Annotated in this window: 11 protein-coding genes; 5 read left to right on the top strand and 6 right to left on the bottom strand. The window is 71.5% G+C overall.

Annotated elements, in window-relative coordinates; translation table 11 throughout:
* Window positions 1–795, bottom strand: coding sequence for a M23 family metallopeptidase (locus AC3YO9_RS02395; RefSeq protein WP_241249139.1), 795 nt, complete (start codon window positions 793–795; stop codon window positions 1–3).
* A gap of 258 nt (window positions 796–1,053) precedes the next feature.
* Here AC3YO9_RS02395 and AC3YO9_RS02390 point away from each other — a divergent pair, with 258 nt between their 5' ends.
* Window positions 1,054–1,404 carry a UBP-type zinc finger domain-containing protein gene (locus AC3YO9_RS02390; protein WP_489982005.1) on the top strand — a complete coding sequence of 117 codons (351 nt, stop codon included), beginning with the start codon at window positions 1,054–1,056 and terminating at the stop codon, window positions 1,402–1,404.
* Window positions 1,405–1,455: 51 nt separating this feature from the next.
* On the opposite strand, the gene AC3YO9_RS02385 is transcribed toward AC3YO9_RS02390, so the two are convergent.
* From AC3YO9_RS02385 to AC3YO9_RS02375, 3 genes are all read right to left on the bottom strand, one after another.
* Window positions 1,456–2,043, bottom strand: a complete 588-nt coding sequence (locus AC3YO9_RS02385; RefSeq protein ID WP_489982004.1) for an HhH-GPD-type base excision DNA repair protein — start codon at window positions 2,041–2,043, stop codon at window positions 1,456–1,458.
* A complete protein-coding gene (gene pgi / locus AC3YO9_RS02380) occupies window positions 2,043–3,755 on the bottom strand; it encodes a glucose-6-phosphate isomerase (protein WP_489982003.1) in 1,713 nt (570 codons plus the stop codon). Before pgi ends, AC3YO9_RS02385 begins: the two co-directional genes overlap by 1 nt.
* A gap of 76 nt (window positions 3,756–3,831) precedes the next feature.
* A complete protein-coding gene (locus AC3YO9_RS02375) occupies window positions 3,832–4,263 on the bottom strand; it encodes a nuclear transport factor 2 family protein (protein ID WP_489982557.1) in 432 nt (143 codons plus the stop codon).
* A gap of 123 nt (window positions 4,264–4,386) precedes the next feature.
* Between AC3YO9_RS02375 and ilvD the strand changes: the two genes are divergently transcribed.
* The 3 genes from ilvD to AC3YO9_RS02360 all read left to right on the top strand — a co-directional run bounded on the left by ilvD (window position 4,387) and on the right by AC3YO9_RS02360 (window position 8,579).
* Entirely contained in the window at window positions 4,387–6,093 is a 1,707-nt protein-coding gene (gene ilvD / locus AC3YO9_RS02370) for a dihydroxy-acid dehydratase (protein ID WP_127784149.1), read from the top strand.
* A gap of 313 nt (window positions 6,094–6,406) precedes the next feature.
* Window positions 6,407–7,747, top strand: coding sequence for an HNH endonuclease signature motif containing protein (locus AC3YO9_RS02365; RefSeq protein WP_489982002.1), 1,341 nt, complete (start codon window positions 6,407–6,409; stop codon window positions 7,745–7,747).
* 301 nt (window positions 7,748–8,048) lie between these two features.
* The gene (locus AC3YO9_RS02360; protein ID WP_489982556.1) at window positions 8,049–8,579 is read left to right on the top strand and encodes a hypothetical protein; all 531 of its coding nucleotides are present in this window, start codon (window positions 8,049–8,051) and stop codon (window positions 8,577–8,579) included.
* A gap of 21 nt (window positions 8,580–8,600) precedes the next feature.
* Here the strand turns inward: AC3YO9_RS02360 and AC3YO9_RS02355 are convergent, their stop codons facing one another.
* The gene (locus tag AC3YO9_RS02355; RefSeq protein ID WP_489982555.1) at window positions 8,601–10,967 is read right to left on the bottom strand and encodes a glycoside hydrolase family 65 protein; all 2,367 of its coding nucleotides are present in this window, start codon (window positions 10,965–10,967) and stop codon (window positions 8,601–8,603) included.
* Entirely contained in the window at window positions 10,964–11,722 is a 759-nt protein-coding gene (locus AC3YO9_RS02350) for an HAD family hydrolase (protein ID WP_489982001.1), read from the bottom strand. The genes AC3YO9_RS02355 and AC3YO9_RS02350 overlap by 4 nt, the downstream gene beginning before the upstream one ends.
* Before the next feature lie 161 nt (window positions 11,723–11,883).
* Between AC3YO9_RS02350 and AC3YO9_RS02345 the strand changes: the two genes are divergently transcribed.
* The gene (locus AC3YO9_RS02345) at window positions 11,884–13,362 is read left to right on the top strand and encodes a bifunctional aminoglycoside phosphotransferase/ATP-binding protein (RefSeq protein ID WP_489982000.1); all 1,479 of its coding nucleotides are present in this window, start codon (window positions 11,884–11,886) and stop codon (window positions 13,360–13,362) included.
* Window positions 13,363–13,375: the final 13 nt, after the last annotated feature.

Genomic DNA, 13,375 nt, shown 5'->3' with positions numbered 1-13,375 from the left:
TCAGATGCGCACGCCGCGCGCCCGCAGCCACTGTGCGGGGTCGACTCGGGTGCCGTTGGGCAGCCGGACCTCGAAGTGCAGGTGCGGGCCGGTGGAGTCGCCGCGGTTGCCGATGTAGGCGATGACGTCGTTGACCTTGACCACGTCACCGACCCGCACCTTGTTGCTGTCGTTGTGGCCGTAGGTGGTGATGGTGCCGTCGGTGTGCTGGATGCGGACCCACAGCCCGAAGCCGCTGGCCGGTCCGGCGCTGATCACCTTGCCGGCGTGGGCAGCGACGATCGGGGTGCCGATCTTGTTGGCGATGTCGATGCCGTAGTGCCAGCTGCCCCAGCGCTCACCGAAGCCGGAGGTGTAGGTGCCCTTGGCGGGCGCCACGTAGGCGGCGGTGGTCGGCTGGCCGGGGTTGTTCCCGCCCACGGTGCCGCCGGACCCGGGCACGTCAGCCTCGGGGTTGCCGGCGTCGGCGAAGGCCTCGAAGCAGGAGGTGAAGCCGTCGGCGGCGGTGAAGACGTCGAAGCGGCCACCGACGAGGTTCTCCACCTGCACGGTCACCTCGTTGAACAGGCAGAACACCAGGTCCAGGGTCGGGTCGGAAGCGGCGGTGGCCACCGCGCTGTTGATGGTCTGCAGCAGCTGGGCGCCCTGCTCCACCAGTGGGACCGGGGCGGGGGCGGGAGCCTGGGCGGACGCCATCGCGGGGGCCGCGGTGAGGGCGATGGTCGAGGCAGCCACGGCGAGCGCGCCACGGGCGATCCAGCGGCGCGGCCGCGTGGGGGTGGGGAGGAGGGACACAGAGAGCTCCTTGACTTGCCCCAGACGAAACGCGTGGCGATTCACCCCGGGCACGGCGGCGGGACGGTACCTCTGGTTGATCGGCACTTACGAGGCGTAGTCAAGCAAACACGCCGAGTTATTTCTCTTCTCCATCAGATTGATGCAGTAGAGCACTCGAGTCACACCTGCACCACCCGTGACCAGTGACGACGGCGGACCTGGTCCGCCGCGCGCTCGGCGGTTGTCACCTCGAGGGCTCCGGCGTTACATGGAGAGATGACCGAGCCCAGCGGTATCAACGTCTCCATCCCGCCCAGCGGCCCCGGCTGCGCGGAGTGCACGAAGACCGGCGGCTGGTGGTACCACCTGCGTCGCTGTGCCGAGTGCGGTCACGTCGGCTGCTGCGACTCCTCGCCGGGCCAGCACGCCAGCGCGCACTTCCGGTCGTCCGGCCACCCGCTCATCCGCAGCTACGAGCCGGGCGAGCACTGGTTCTACGACTTCCGCGACGGGCAGCTCTACGAGGGGCCCGCGCTGGCGTCGCCGGAGACCCACCCCGCCGACCAGCCAGTGCCGGGTCCGGCCGGTCGGGTGCCGCTGGACTGGGAGTCCCAGCTGCACGTCTGAGACTGGCTGGCCCGGCATCTGCTAGCCCGGCACCTGCTAGCCCGCTGCGTTCTAGTCCGCTGCCTTCTTGGCCTTCGCGGCGGCCTTGGCGGCGCGCTTGAACTCCCGCACCTCGTGCAGCGACGTCCCGTCCACCACGTCGGCCACCGAGCGGCGCCCGTCGGGCTCGCCGTAGTCGCCGGCGGCCTCGCGCCAGCCCTGCGGCTGCACCCCGATCTGCTTGCCCAGCAGGGCCAGGAAGATCCGCGCCTTCTGGTCGCCGTACCCGGGCAGCGCCTTCAGCCGGCGCAGCACCTCGCGGCCGTCGGGGTCGCCATCGGTCCAGATGCCCTCGGGGCGTCCGTCGTAGTGCTCCACCACGTACTGGCACATCGCCTGGATGCGCTTGGCCATGGAGCCGGGGAAGCGGTGCACCGCGGGCGGCTGCGCGCACAGCGCGGCGAACTCGTCCGGATCTGCAGCGGCGATGCGGGCCAGGTCGAACCCGCCCATGCGCTCGGCGATCTTCTGCGGGCCGCCGAAGGCTGACTCCATCGGCACCTGCTGGTCCAGCAGCATGCCGGTGAGCAGCGCGGCCGAGTTCTCCGCCAGCAGCTCGTCGGCCTCGGGGTCCTGGGCGAGGCAGAGCGTGCGGGCCATCAGACGGCCCGCCCGCGCTGGCGGCGGTAGTAGCGCACCAGGGCGTCGGTGGAGGAGTCGTCCTGGGCCGGGGGCGCGGCGTCGTCGGTGAGCACCGGCGTCAGCTGCTGGGCCTGGGTCTTGCCCAGCTCCACCCCCCACTGGTCGAAGCTGTCGACGCCCCAGATGACGCCCTCCACGAACGTGGCGTGCTCGTAGAGGGCGATCAGCTGACCCACCACCGACGGGGTGAGCAGCGGGGCCAGGATGGAGGTGGTGGGCCGGTTGCCGGGCATCACCTTGTGCGGCACCACCTCGGCCGGGGTGCCCTCCGCAGCGATCTCCGCTGCGGTCTTGCCGAAGGCGAGCACCTTGGTCTGCGCGAACAGGTTGGACATCAGCACGTCGTGCATGCTGCCGCTGCCGTCCATGGTGGCCAGGTCCTCCACCGGCTCGGCGAAGCCGATGAAGTCGGCGGGCACCAGCCGGGTGCCCTGGTGCAGCAGCTGGTAGAACGCGTGCTGGCCGTTGGTGCCGGGCTCGCCCCAGAAGATCTCCCCCGTGCTGGTGGTGACCGGGGTGCCGTCGGCGCGCACCGACTTGCCGTTGCTCTCCATGGTGAGCTGCTGCAGGTAGGCGGGGAAGCGGGCCAGGTCGTTGCTGTAGGGCAGCACCGCGCGGGTCTCGGCGCCGAAGAAGCTGGAGTACCAGACGCCGAGCAGCGCCATCAGCACCGGCGCGTTGCGCTCCAGGGGAGCGGTCTGGAAGTGCTCGTCCACGGCACGGAAGCCGGCCAGCACCTGCCCGAAGGCCTCCTTGCCGATCGCGCACATCACCGACAGCCCGATGGCGGAGTCCACGGAGTACCGTCCGCCCACCCAGTCCCAGAAGCCGAACATGTTGGCCGGGTCGATGCCGAAGTCGCGCACCTTCTCGGTGTTGGTGGACACCGCGACGAAGTGTCGGGCGACGGCGTCGGACTCCGGGGACTGCCCGGCCGCGGGCAGGCCCGCCAGCAGCCAGCGGCGGGCAGCGGTGGCGTTGGTCAGCGTCTCCAGGGTGGAGAAGGTCTTGGACGCCACCACGAACAGCGTGCGGGCCGGGTCGAGGTCGGCGGTCTTGGCGATCAGGTCGGCGGGGTCCACGTTGGACACGAAGCGGCAGCTGATGCCGGCGTCGGCGTAGGCCCGCAGCGCCTGGTACATCATCACCGGGCCCAGGTCGGAGCCGCCGATGCCGATGTTCACCACCGTGGTGATGCGCTCGCCGGTCGCACCCACCCACTCGCCGGAGCGCACCCGGTCGCTGAACTCGCCCATCCGCTCCAGCACCTCGTGCACGTCGGACACGATGTCCTGGCCGTCCACGCTGAGCTCGGCCTCCTTGGGCAGGCGCAGCGCAGGGTGCAGCACGGCACGGTCCTCGCTGGTGTTGATGTGCGCGCCGGAGAACATCAGGTCACGGCGGCGCTCCACCTCGGCGGCGCGGGCCAGGTCGAGCAGCAGGCGCAGCGTCTCGCGGGTGGCCCGGTGCTTGGAGTAGTCCAGGTACAGCTCGCCGGCGGTGACGGTGAGGTCGCGTCCGCGGTCGGGGTCGTCGGCGAAGATCTGCCGCAGGTGCAGCTCGGCCACCTCGCGGTGGTGCGCGGTGAGCGCCTGCCACTGCGGGGTGGCAGAGAGGTCGGACACGGAGATGTCGGACACTGCTCGGTCCGACGAGGTGGCGTCTGTCATGGCGTCTGCTCCCTTGCCGGCGTGGCCCGTCGCTCCTCATCCTCGCCTGTGGGCGGCAGCCGGCGCTACCGCGCGTTCAGGTTCCGAGGAGGGTGGGCAGGTAGCTGCGCTCCTCGTGGCGAGCCTGGATGCGCCACCCGGCGGGGGTCCGCACGAAGGCGTCGCGGTACCAGAGTCCACAGAGGAACACCTGGGTGGAGCCGTCGTCGGCCGTGCGCAGCATCGGGTTGTGGCAGATGGTCTTCCCCGTCGCGGTGTCGCCGTCCACCACCACCTTGCTGGTGGAGATCATGTGTTGGAAACCACTGAACAGCGGCATCACCTCGGCCAGGAACTTCTTGGTCTCGGCCACGGTGCCCCGGGTGCCACCCATCTCGGTGTAGTCGATGACGGCGTCGGTGGTGAAGACGTCGTCCAGGGCGTCCCAGCTGCGGGTGTCCACCGCGTGGCAGTAGTCCACCAGCAGGTCCTGGATCTCCAGGCGGTCGGAGATCTCGGTCAGGCTCAGGCTCACGGCTACTCCCTCGGGGCGGTGGAACGCAGTGGGACGCTTCCCCGCTGATCGTGCCACCGCTGGGCGAGCCGTAGTGGGCCGCTGCTGCACCGGTGGGCCAGGTCGTAGGCTGCGGGCATGGCTGCGAGCACCTCTTCTGACACCACCACCACTCCCGACATCAAGCCGCGGTCCCGCGACGTCACCGACGGCCTGGAGAGCACCGCCTCCCGCGGGATGCTCCGCGCAGTGGGCATGGGCGACGACGACTTCGCCAAGCCGCAGATCGGGGTGGGGTCGAGCTGGAACGAGATCACCCCCTGCAACCTCTCCCTGGACCGCCTGGCCAAGGCGGTCAAGGAGGGGGTGACCGCGGCCGGTGGCTTCCCGATGGAGTTCGGCACCATCTCCGTCTCCGACGGCATCTCCATGGGCCACGAGGGCATGCACTTCTCGCTGGTCTCCCGCGAGGTCATCGCCGACTCGGTGGAGACGGTGATGAGCGCCGAGCGGATGGACGGCTCCGTGCTGCTCGCCGGCTGCGACAAGTCCCTGCCGGGCATGCTGATGGCCGCCGCGCGCCTGGACCTGGCCAGCGTCTTCCTCTACGCCGGATCCACGCTGCCCGGCAAGGTCGGTGACCGAGAGGTCACCATCATCGACGCCTTCGAGGCGGTCGGAGCCTGCATGCGGGGCCTGATCACCCGCGAGGAGGTCACCGAGATCGAGCGCAACATCTGCCCGGGCGAGGGCGCCTGCGGCGGGATGTACACGGCCAACACCATGGCGTCGGTGGGCGAGGCGCTGGGCATGTCCCTGCCCGGCTCCGCGGCGCCGCCGGCGGTGGACCGTCGCCGGGACGGCTACGCCCGCCAGTCCGGCGAGGCCGTGGTGGAGATGCTGCGCAAGGGCATCACCGCCCGCCAGATCATGACCAAGCCGGCGTTCGAGAACGCCATCGCCGTGGTGATGGCGCTGGGCGGATCTACCAACGCGGTGCTGCACCTGCTGGCCATCGCCCGCGAGGCCGACGTCGACCTCACGCTGTCCGACTTCAACCGCATCGGCGACAAGGTCCCGCACCTGGGTGACCTCAAGCCCTTCGGCCGCTTCGTGATGAACGACGTGGACAAGGCCGGTGGCATCCCGGTGGTGATGCGGGCCCTGCTCGACGCCGGCCTGCTCAACGGTGACTGCCTCACCGTCACCGGCAAGACCATGGCGGAGAACCTGGCTGACATCGCGCCGCCGGACGTGGACGGCACGATCATCCGAGCCATGAGCAACCCCATCCACCCCACTGGTGGGCTGGCGATCCTGCACGGCTCGCTGGCGCCGGAGGGTGCCGTGGTCAAGAGCGCCGGCTTCGACACCGCGGTGTTCGAGGGCACGGCTCGGGTCTTCGACGGCGAGAAGGCGGCGATGGCGGCGCTGGAGGACGGCACCATCAGCGCGGGCGACGTGGTGGTCATCCGGTACGAGGGCCCCAAGGGCGGGCCCGGCATGCGGGAGATGCTGGCGATCACCGGCGCCATCAAGGGCGCGGGCCTGGGCAAGGACGTCCTGCTGCTCACCGATGGCCGCTTCTCTGGTGGCACCACCGGCCTGTGCGTGGGCCACGTGGCGCCGGAGGCGGTGGACGCCGGCCCGATCGCGTTCGTCCGCGACGGCGACCCCATCCGGCTGGACATGGACAAGCGCACCCTGGACGTGCTGGTGGACGAGGCCGAGCTGGAGTCGCGCAAGGAAGGCTGGGCGCCGCGCCAGCACGGCTACACCCGGGGCGTGCTCGCCAAGTACTCCAAGCTGGTCGGCTCGGCCGCCGACGGCGCCATCTGCGGGTAGTCGCTCGCTGCTTGTCCGGAACGGGTCGTCCCCTGGTGGGGGCGGCCCGTTCTGCGCTCTGGGGGTGAGGGTGCCGGGGGGCTGGCGCACCAGGCGGAAGGTGGTGTGGCAAGGCGCTCGTGCTGGTTGCCGGGGCTGACCGCGTGGCGACGATCGACGTTACATCGGGTGCTGGGTCTGGGCTTCCACGTGGCGGGCCACCCGGGTTGGTGGCGGCGCCCGGGGTGGTGATGGGCCATCCTGTGGGGCTCCTACCTGGCTCCGGTGCTGGTCAGGGGCGGAAATTGTCGGGGCGGGGTCTTATGCTTCGAACATGAGTTCGAACGATGTCGCGGTGGCCCCCGAGGGGATGGCGGCTGCGTTGGACTGTCTCGAGGACGCGCTGGCGCGAGTGCGGGACGAGGCGGCGGTCCTTTCTGGCACCGCCGTGCTGGCGGTGTACCAGCGCTTCGAGCAGCTCCGCAACACCATGCCCGTGGTGGATCACTCGTTGATCACCACGCTGGAACGAGAAGGCACCGCCGGACAGCACCTGCACCGCGGCACCGCGGCACTGCTGGTGCACCTGCTGCACGTGGACCAGCCCGAGGCGAGGGCCAGAGTCCGGGAAGCCGAGCTGCTGGGACCGCGTGCCTCCTTCACCGGCGAACCACTGCAGCCTGCGCACCCCGCCACCGCGACAGCGCAGGCGGCCGGCTCGGTGTCCCGCGCACACGTCCGCGTGATCGCCAAGACGCTGCACGACCTGCCCGCCTCGCTGGACGCCGAAACGACCACCATGGCCGAGCAGACTCTGGCCGCGCAAGCCTGCGCCCTGCGACCGTCGGAATTGGCCAAGGCCGCGGAGCGGCTGGTGGCCTACCTCGACCCGGACGGCCGCGAGACCTCTGACCTGGACCGGGCGCGGCGACGCGGGTTCACCATCGGCCGGCAGCGCCCGGACGGGATGAGCCGCATCAGCGGCGAGCTGGATCCGATGACCCGGGCGCTGGTGGACGCCGCCTTCTCCGCCGCCGCGCGGCCGGTCACCGAGGACGGGGTGCCGGATCCGCGCAGTGCCGCCCAGCGCAACCACGACGCGTTGGCCACGTTGTGTCGCAACGCATTGGCGGGCGGGGAGCTCCCGAGCAACCGCGGGTTGCCGGCCACGGTCGTGGTCACCATGGGACTGGCGGAGCTGGAACGCCGGACAGGCACGGCCCGCACCGCCTCCGGCGGGACCGTGCCGGTGCGTGACGTGCTGCGCATGGCCGCGGAGGCGAAGTGGCTGCCCTGTGTGCTCGACTCCCACGGGCAAGTGCTTCACCTCGGTCAGGGTCAGCGGTTGGCGTCCCCGGCACAGCGACTAGCCCTGTACGCCCGAGACCGCGGCTGCACCCGACCCGGCTGCGAGATACCCGCCCAGTGGACCCAGGTCCACCACCTGACGGAGTGGCAACACGGCGGCCCCACAGACCTAGCGAATCTGGCCCTGGTGTGCCCGTTCGACCACCGGCTCATCACCCACGAAGGCTTCACCGTCCGCATGGGCGGCAGCGGCCGCGTCGAGTGGATCCCACCCCGACACCTCGACCCCGACCAACGACCACGGACCAACCCGATCCACCACCCACCCGACCTCAGCGACCCGGACCCGCCCGCGGCATGCGGGTAGCGCGGGCGGGCAGATCCGTGCACATCTCCACCTTCGTTGTTACGGTGTAATCATGTAACAACGACGAATGGAGAAGCTCATGCGCCACCACCAGCACAGAGTCAACCGGTCCGGCCTCGACGGGCCACGCCGCTTCCGGAAGGGAGAGCCGCCGGAGGAGCCCTTCGACAACGAGGGCGGTCCGGGCCCCGGGCGCCGTCGGGGTGGAGGGCCACGGGGTGGTCACCGTGGTGGCCCCCACGGACGCCCCGGCGGAGGCGGACGGGGCTTCGGCCGGCGTGGCGGCTGGCAGCAGGCCGACCTGCCGGACGCCAGCGACGCCGGGGCATGGCTCAACGGCAGGCTGCCCGCCGAGTGGTTCACCGGTGCCCCCACCGTCACGGTCGACCGCGAGGAGATCCTCGTGGTGGGCGAGCTCGACGCGCCCGACCTGGCCGAGCACCAGGCAGCCGCTCCGGGCGCTGCCGACCCCAAGGCAGCGCAGGCCGCGGCCGAGGGACGGATGAGCCGCTTCCGGGAGGACACCCGGGGGGAGCGGATGGCGATCGCCGCGGAGGCGGAGGCACGCTACGGCCGCACGCTGTCCTGGGGCGTGCGCATCGGCGACGTCGAGCGACTGTTCACCCACCTCTCGGTGCCCGTGATGACTCGGCTGCGCCAGCCCGAGCGACAGGTCCTGGACACCCTGGTCGACGCCGGCATCGCCCGGTCGCGCTCCGACGCCGTGGTCTGGGCGGTACGGCTGGTCGCCGAGCACACCGACGACTGGCTCGAGCAGCTCCGCGAGGCCATGAGCACCGTGGACAAGCTGCGCGCCGAAGGTCCGCAGTAGGGCGGGGCCAGCCACCGCGAGCTAGCTCGTCCTGGGCCGCGGCTCGTGCCGCCGCATCGGCTCCCGACCCACCGGCTGCTGCGGTGGCTCCCGCTCCGGAGGCGGAGCCACCGTCCGCGTCACGGGCTGGCCGGCCGTGAGGGTGAGCGACGTGCCGAAGTGGGTGATCTCCAGCGGCTCACCCTCGACCACCAGGTAGGTGGCGCTGTCGGGCGTCACCTCCACCGACATCCGCCGGTGGCGCAGCACGATGTGGAACTTCAGCCGGTGCATCCCGCTGGGCAGGCGAGGGCTGAAGTGCTGCACGGCGGTGGCCTCCCGCATCCCCCCGAAGCCGTACACCAGGGTGATCCACGACCCGGCCAGCGAGGCGATGTGCAACCCGTCGCGGGTGTTGTGCTCGAGGTCCTTGAGGTCCATCAGCGAGGCCTCGCCGAGGTAGTCGTAGGCGAGGTCGAGGTGACCCAGCTCGGCCGCCATCACTCCCTGCGTGCACGCCGAGAGCGAGGAGTCACGCACCGTCAGCCGCTCGTAGTAGTTGAAGTTGCGGCTCTTCTCGTCGTCGGTGAACATCTCGCCGCGCAGCTGCATCGCCAGCACCAGGTCGGCCTGCTTGATCACCTGCTTCCGGTACAGGTCGAAGTACGGAAAGTGCAGCATCAGCGGGTAGTCGATGGGGCGGGTGCTGGCGAAGTCCCACACCTGGTGCTGGCTGAAGGACTCCGCCTGCAGATGGATGCGCAGCTTCTCGTCGAAGGGCACGTACATCGCCAGCGCCGCGGCCGTCCAGTCGGCCATCTCCTCGCCGGAGACCCCCATCTGCTTGGCCCGATCCGGGTGCGCACCGGCCACCTCGGCCGCGAACTGCAGGTTCTGCTGTGCCATCAGGTTGGTGTAGAGGTTGTCGTCGGCCACCGCGCTGTACTCGTCGGGCCCGGTCACCCCGGCGATGCGGAACTCGCCCCCGGGTCCGTAGTGCCCCAGGCTGCGCCACAGCCGCGCGGTCTCCACCAGCAGGGGCAGCCCGACGAACTGGCTGAAGTCGACGTCGCGGGTGTTGCGGAGGTAGCGCACCACCGCGTCGGCGACGTCGGCGTTGACGTGGAAGGCGGCGGTGCCCGCCGGCCAGTAGCCCGAGCACTCGCTGCCGTTGATGGACCGCCACGGGAACGCTGCCCCGGCCAGGCCCAGCTGCTGCGCCCGGGTGGTCGCCCGGGTCAGCGTGTTGTAGCGCCACAGCAGGGCGTTGGCCGCAGCGTCGGGCTGGGTGTAGGTGAGCACCGGCAGCACGAACATCTCGGTGTCCCAGAAGGCGTGCCCGTCGTAGCCGGTGCCGGTGAGGCCCTTGGCCGGAATCGCCCGCCCCTCCGCCCGCGCCCCCGCCTGCAGCACGTGGAACAACGCGAAGCGCACGGCCTGCTGGAGCTCGGGATCGCCGTCGATCTCCACGTCGGCGCGGTCCCAGAACGTCTCCAGGTAGCGCTGCTGGTCGGTGAGCAGGTCCTCCCACCCGGTCTGGCGGGCCGCCGTGAGCGCCGCCCCCACCTGGGCGCGCACCCCGGGCAGCGACCGCTCGGCCGACCAGCCGTGGCTGACGTACTTGACGAACCTCAGCGACTGCCCCTTCTTGAGGTCCACCGCCAGGGTGACCCGCCCCAGGTTGTCGGTGCTCTCCGAGCTGAGCTGGTAGGTGGGGGGATGCAGCACCTCGTGGTCCATCGCCGCACCCACCCGGATGCCGCTGCGCCGGGTGCGGTGCACGGTGTCCACTCGGGCGCCGAGCGCCTCGTGCCGCTCGGCCACCAGCACGTTGTCCATCGCCACCGCCACCCGTGGATCGCCCACCGGCCGAGGCAGCTGCTCGTTGGTGACCAGCTCTGACTGCACCACCACGCGGGCCGGGCCGTCCACCGGCTCCACCTCGTAGTAGGTGGCTGCGATGGAGCGCTGGGTGAACGACACCAGCCGCGTCGTCTTGATCCGTACGGTGCGCCCGGTGGGGGAGGTCCACTCCACGCTGCGGTGCAGCACCCCGTCCCGGAAGTCCAGCGTCCGCTCGTGGCTGTGCATGCGGCCGTAGCGGATGTCGAAGGGCTCGTCGTCCACCAGCAGCCGGATCATCTTGCCGTTGGTGACGTTGATGATGGTCTGCCCCGACTCCGGGTACCCGTAGCCCGCCTCGGCGTAGGGCAGCGGGCGCAGCTCGTAGACGCCGTTGAGGTAGGTGCCGGGCAGCCCGTGCGGCTCACCCTCCTCGAGGTTGCCCCGCCAGCCCACGTGTCCGTTGGCGAGCGTGAACACCGACTCGGTCTGGGCCAGCACGTCCAGGTCCAGGTTCTTGGCGTGCAGGCACCACGGATCGACGGTGAACTCCGGGTGGTTGATCAGTCGCGACACAGCAGCTCCCCCAGGTCGGTGACGACGACGTCGGCCCCGTGCTCGCGCAGCGCCTGGGCCTGCCCGACCCGGTCCACGCCGACCACCAGGCCGAACCCGCCGGCGCGTCCCGCGGCCACCCCGGCCAGGGCGTCCTCGAACACCGCGGCCTGCAGCGGCTCCACCCCGACGGCCTTCGCACCGGCCAGGTAGGTGTCCGGTGCGGGCTTGCCGGCCAGGTGGCGCTCGGCCGCGGTGACCCCGTCGATGCGCGCGTCCACCAGGTCCTGCAGGCCCGCTGCCACCAGCACGTCGCGGCAGTTGGCGCTGGAGGACACCACCGCAGTGCGCAGCCCGGCCTCCCGCACCGCCTGCACGTAGCGCACCGACCCGGGGTAGGGCTGCACTCCGTCGTCGTGGATGCGGCGCAGCACGGCCCGGTTCTTCCGGTTGCCCAGCCCGTTGACGGTGTCGGCCGTCGGTGGGTCGTCCGGACTGCCCTCGGGCAGCGTGATGTCGCGCGAGCGGAGGAAGGTGCGGACCCCGTCGGCGCGGGGCCGGCCGTCGACGTAGCGGTCGTAGTCGGAGCTGGTGAACGGGCGGTAGCCAACCCCCTCCCGCTGCTGCAGGAAGGCGTCGAACATCTCCCGCCAGGCCGCCTCGTGCACGGCGGCGGTCTGGGTGAGCACGCCGTCCAGGTCGAACAGGCAGGCGTGCACGCTGGGCGGCAGCCCCAGCGGGGGTCGTGGCTCCGGGTCGGTGGGCATGACGCTCCTCCCGCGGGCGGTGCGGGGACCCACCCGTCCCGCCAGTATCGCCCCGGTGCGGCAGTGCGTGCAGCGGCTCGGCCACGGATCCACCACTGGCGCCTCCGGTGCGCCAGACTGGCAGGGCACCCATGGCCGAGACGTGCCGGAGGAATCAGACGATGTCGAGCTGGGCCGCCCCGTTCGCCGAGGTCCGGGAGACGCACTCCGGTGTGGTCGTGCTGGTGGGAGAACGTGCCTACAAGGCGAAGAAGCCGGTCACCACCGGGTTCCTGGACTTCAGCACCCCACAGCTGCGCGAGGAGGCCTGCGCCCGCGAGGTGCAGCTGAACCAGCGGCTGGCCCCGGACGTCTACCTCGGGGTTGCCCACCTCAGCGATCCGGCCGGCGGCCCCGCGGAGCCGATGGTGGTGATGCGCCGGATGCCCGAGGACCGCCGGCTGTCCACGCTGGTCACCGCCGGCCACGACGTGCGCGACCAGCTGGCCGAGCTGGCCCAGCTGCTGGCGGACTTCCACCGCAAGGGCCGCCGCGGCCCGCAGGTGGACGCCGAGGGCACCGCCGAGGCGCTGCAGCAGCGCTGGCTGGCGAACCTGCGGGAGACCCAGCCGTGGGCCGAGGAGCTGTTGCCGCCGGGTTCGCTGGAGACCGTCGGCCTGCTCGCCACCGGCTACCTCGACGGGCGGCAGCGGCTGCTGGAGCGACGCATCGGGGAGGCCTGCATGGTGGACGGCCACGGCGACCTCATCACCGACGACGTCTTCTGCCTGGAGGACGGTCCACGGGTGCTGGACTGCCTGGACTTCGACGAGCGGCTGCGGTTCGTGGACGTGCTCGACGACGTGGCCTTCCTGGCGATGGACCTGGAGTTCCTCGGCCGGCCGGACCTGGCGGGGCTGTTCCTGCAGCGCTGCACCAGCGCTGCCGCCGCACCGCCGCCGCCGACGTCGCTGTACCACCACTACCTGGCCTACCGGGCGTTCGTGCGCACCAAGGTGGACTGCATCCAGCACAGCCAGGGTCGCGCCGGCGCGGCGGCCGACGCCCGCAGGCACACCGAGCTCGCCCTGGCCCACCTGCGCCGCGGCACGGTCCGCCTCGGCGTGGTCGGGGGCCTGCCCGGCACCGGCAAGTCCACCGTGGCCACGGCCCTGGCCGCCCAGGTGGGCGCAGTGGTCATCTCCAGCGACGCGGTGCGGGCCGAGCTCACCGAGCGCGGGCAGCTGTCGGGGGAGGCGGGCACCTTCGGCGCGGGACGCTACCGCCCGGAGGCCACTGCGCTGGTGTACGACACCATGCTGCGCCGGGCCGAGGCGTGCCTGGAGCTGGGGGAGTCGGTGGTGCTGGACGCCTCGTGGACCGACGACAAGCACCGGCAGGCCGCCACTGCACTGGCGTCGACGACCGCCTCCGTGCTGGTGCAGCTGCGCTGCGTGGCGCCGCCGGAGCTGGCCGCTGAACGCATCCGCACCCGCCGGCCAGGGTTCTCCGAGGCCACCCCGCAGACCGCGACCGCGATGGCGGCTGTCGCCGACCCGTGGCCGTGGGCAGTGGAGCTGGACACCAGCGCCGACCTCGCCCGGACCACCGACGCGGCAGTCGCCGCCTGGACGGCCACCGAGCACGCCGAGCACGGCTAGCGCCCGGCCCACC

This window comes from Rhodococcus sp. Z6_132, from assembly GCF_058133635.1.
Note: the sequence above shows the minus strand (reverse complement) of the source record. Positions and strands in the feature narration are given on the sequence as shown.

Excerpts from the sequence above, each read along its gene's own strand:
- AC3YO9_RS02390 (WP_489982005.1), top strand. The coding sequence starts at position 1,054 with ATGACCGAGCCCAGCGGTATCAACGTCTCCATCCCGCCCAGCGGCCCC.
- AC3YO9_RS02385 (WP_489982004.1), bottom strand. The coding sequence starts at position 2,043 with ATGGCCCGCACGCTCTGCCTCGCCCAGGACCCCGAGGCCGACGAGCTG.
- pgi (WP_489982003.1), bottom strand. The coding sequence starts at position 3,755 with ATGACAGACGCCACCTCGTCGGACCGAGCAGTGTCCGACATCTCCGTG.
- ilvD (WP_127784149.1), top strand. The coding sequence starts at position 4,387 with ATGGCTGCGAGCACCTCTTCTGACACCACCACCACTCCCGACATCAAG.
- AC3YO9_RS02365 (WP_489982002.1), top strand. The coding sequence starts at position 6,407 with ATGAGTTCGAACGATGTCGCGGTGGCCCCCGAGGGGATGGCGGCTGCG.
- AC3YO9_RS02350 (WP_489982001.1), bottom strand. The coding sequence starts at position 11,722 with ATGCCCACCGACCCGGAGCCACGACCCCCGCTGGGGCTGCCGCCCAGC.
- AC3YO9_RS02345 (WP_489982000.1), top strand. The coding sequence starts at position 11,884 with ATGTCGAGCTGGGCCGCCCCGTTCGCCGAGGTCCGGGAGACGCACTCC.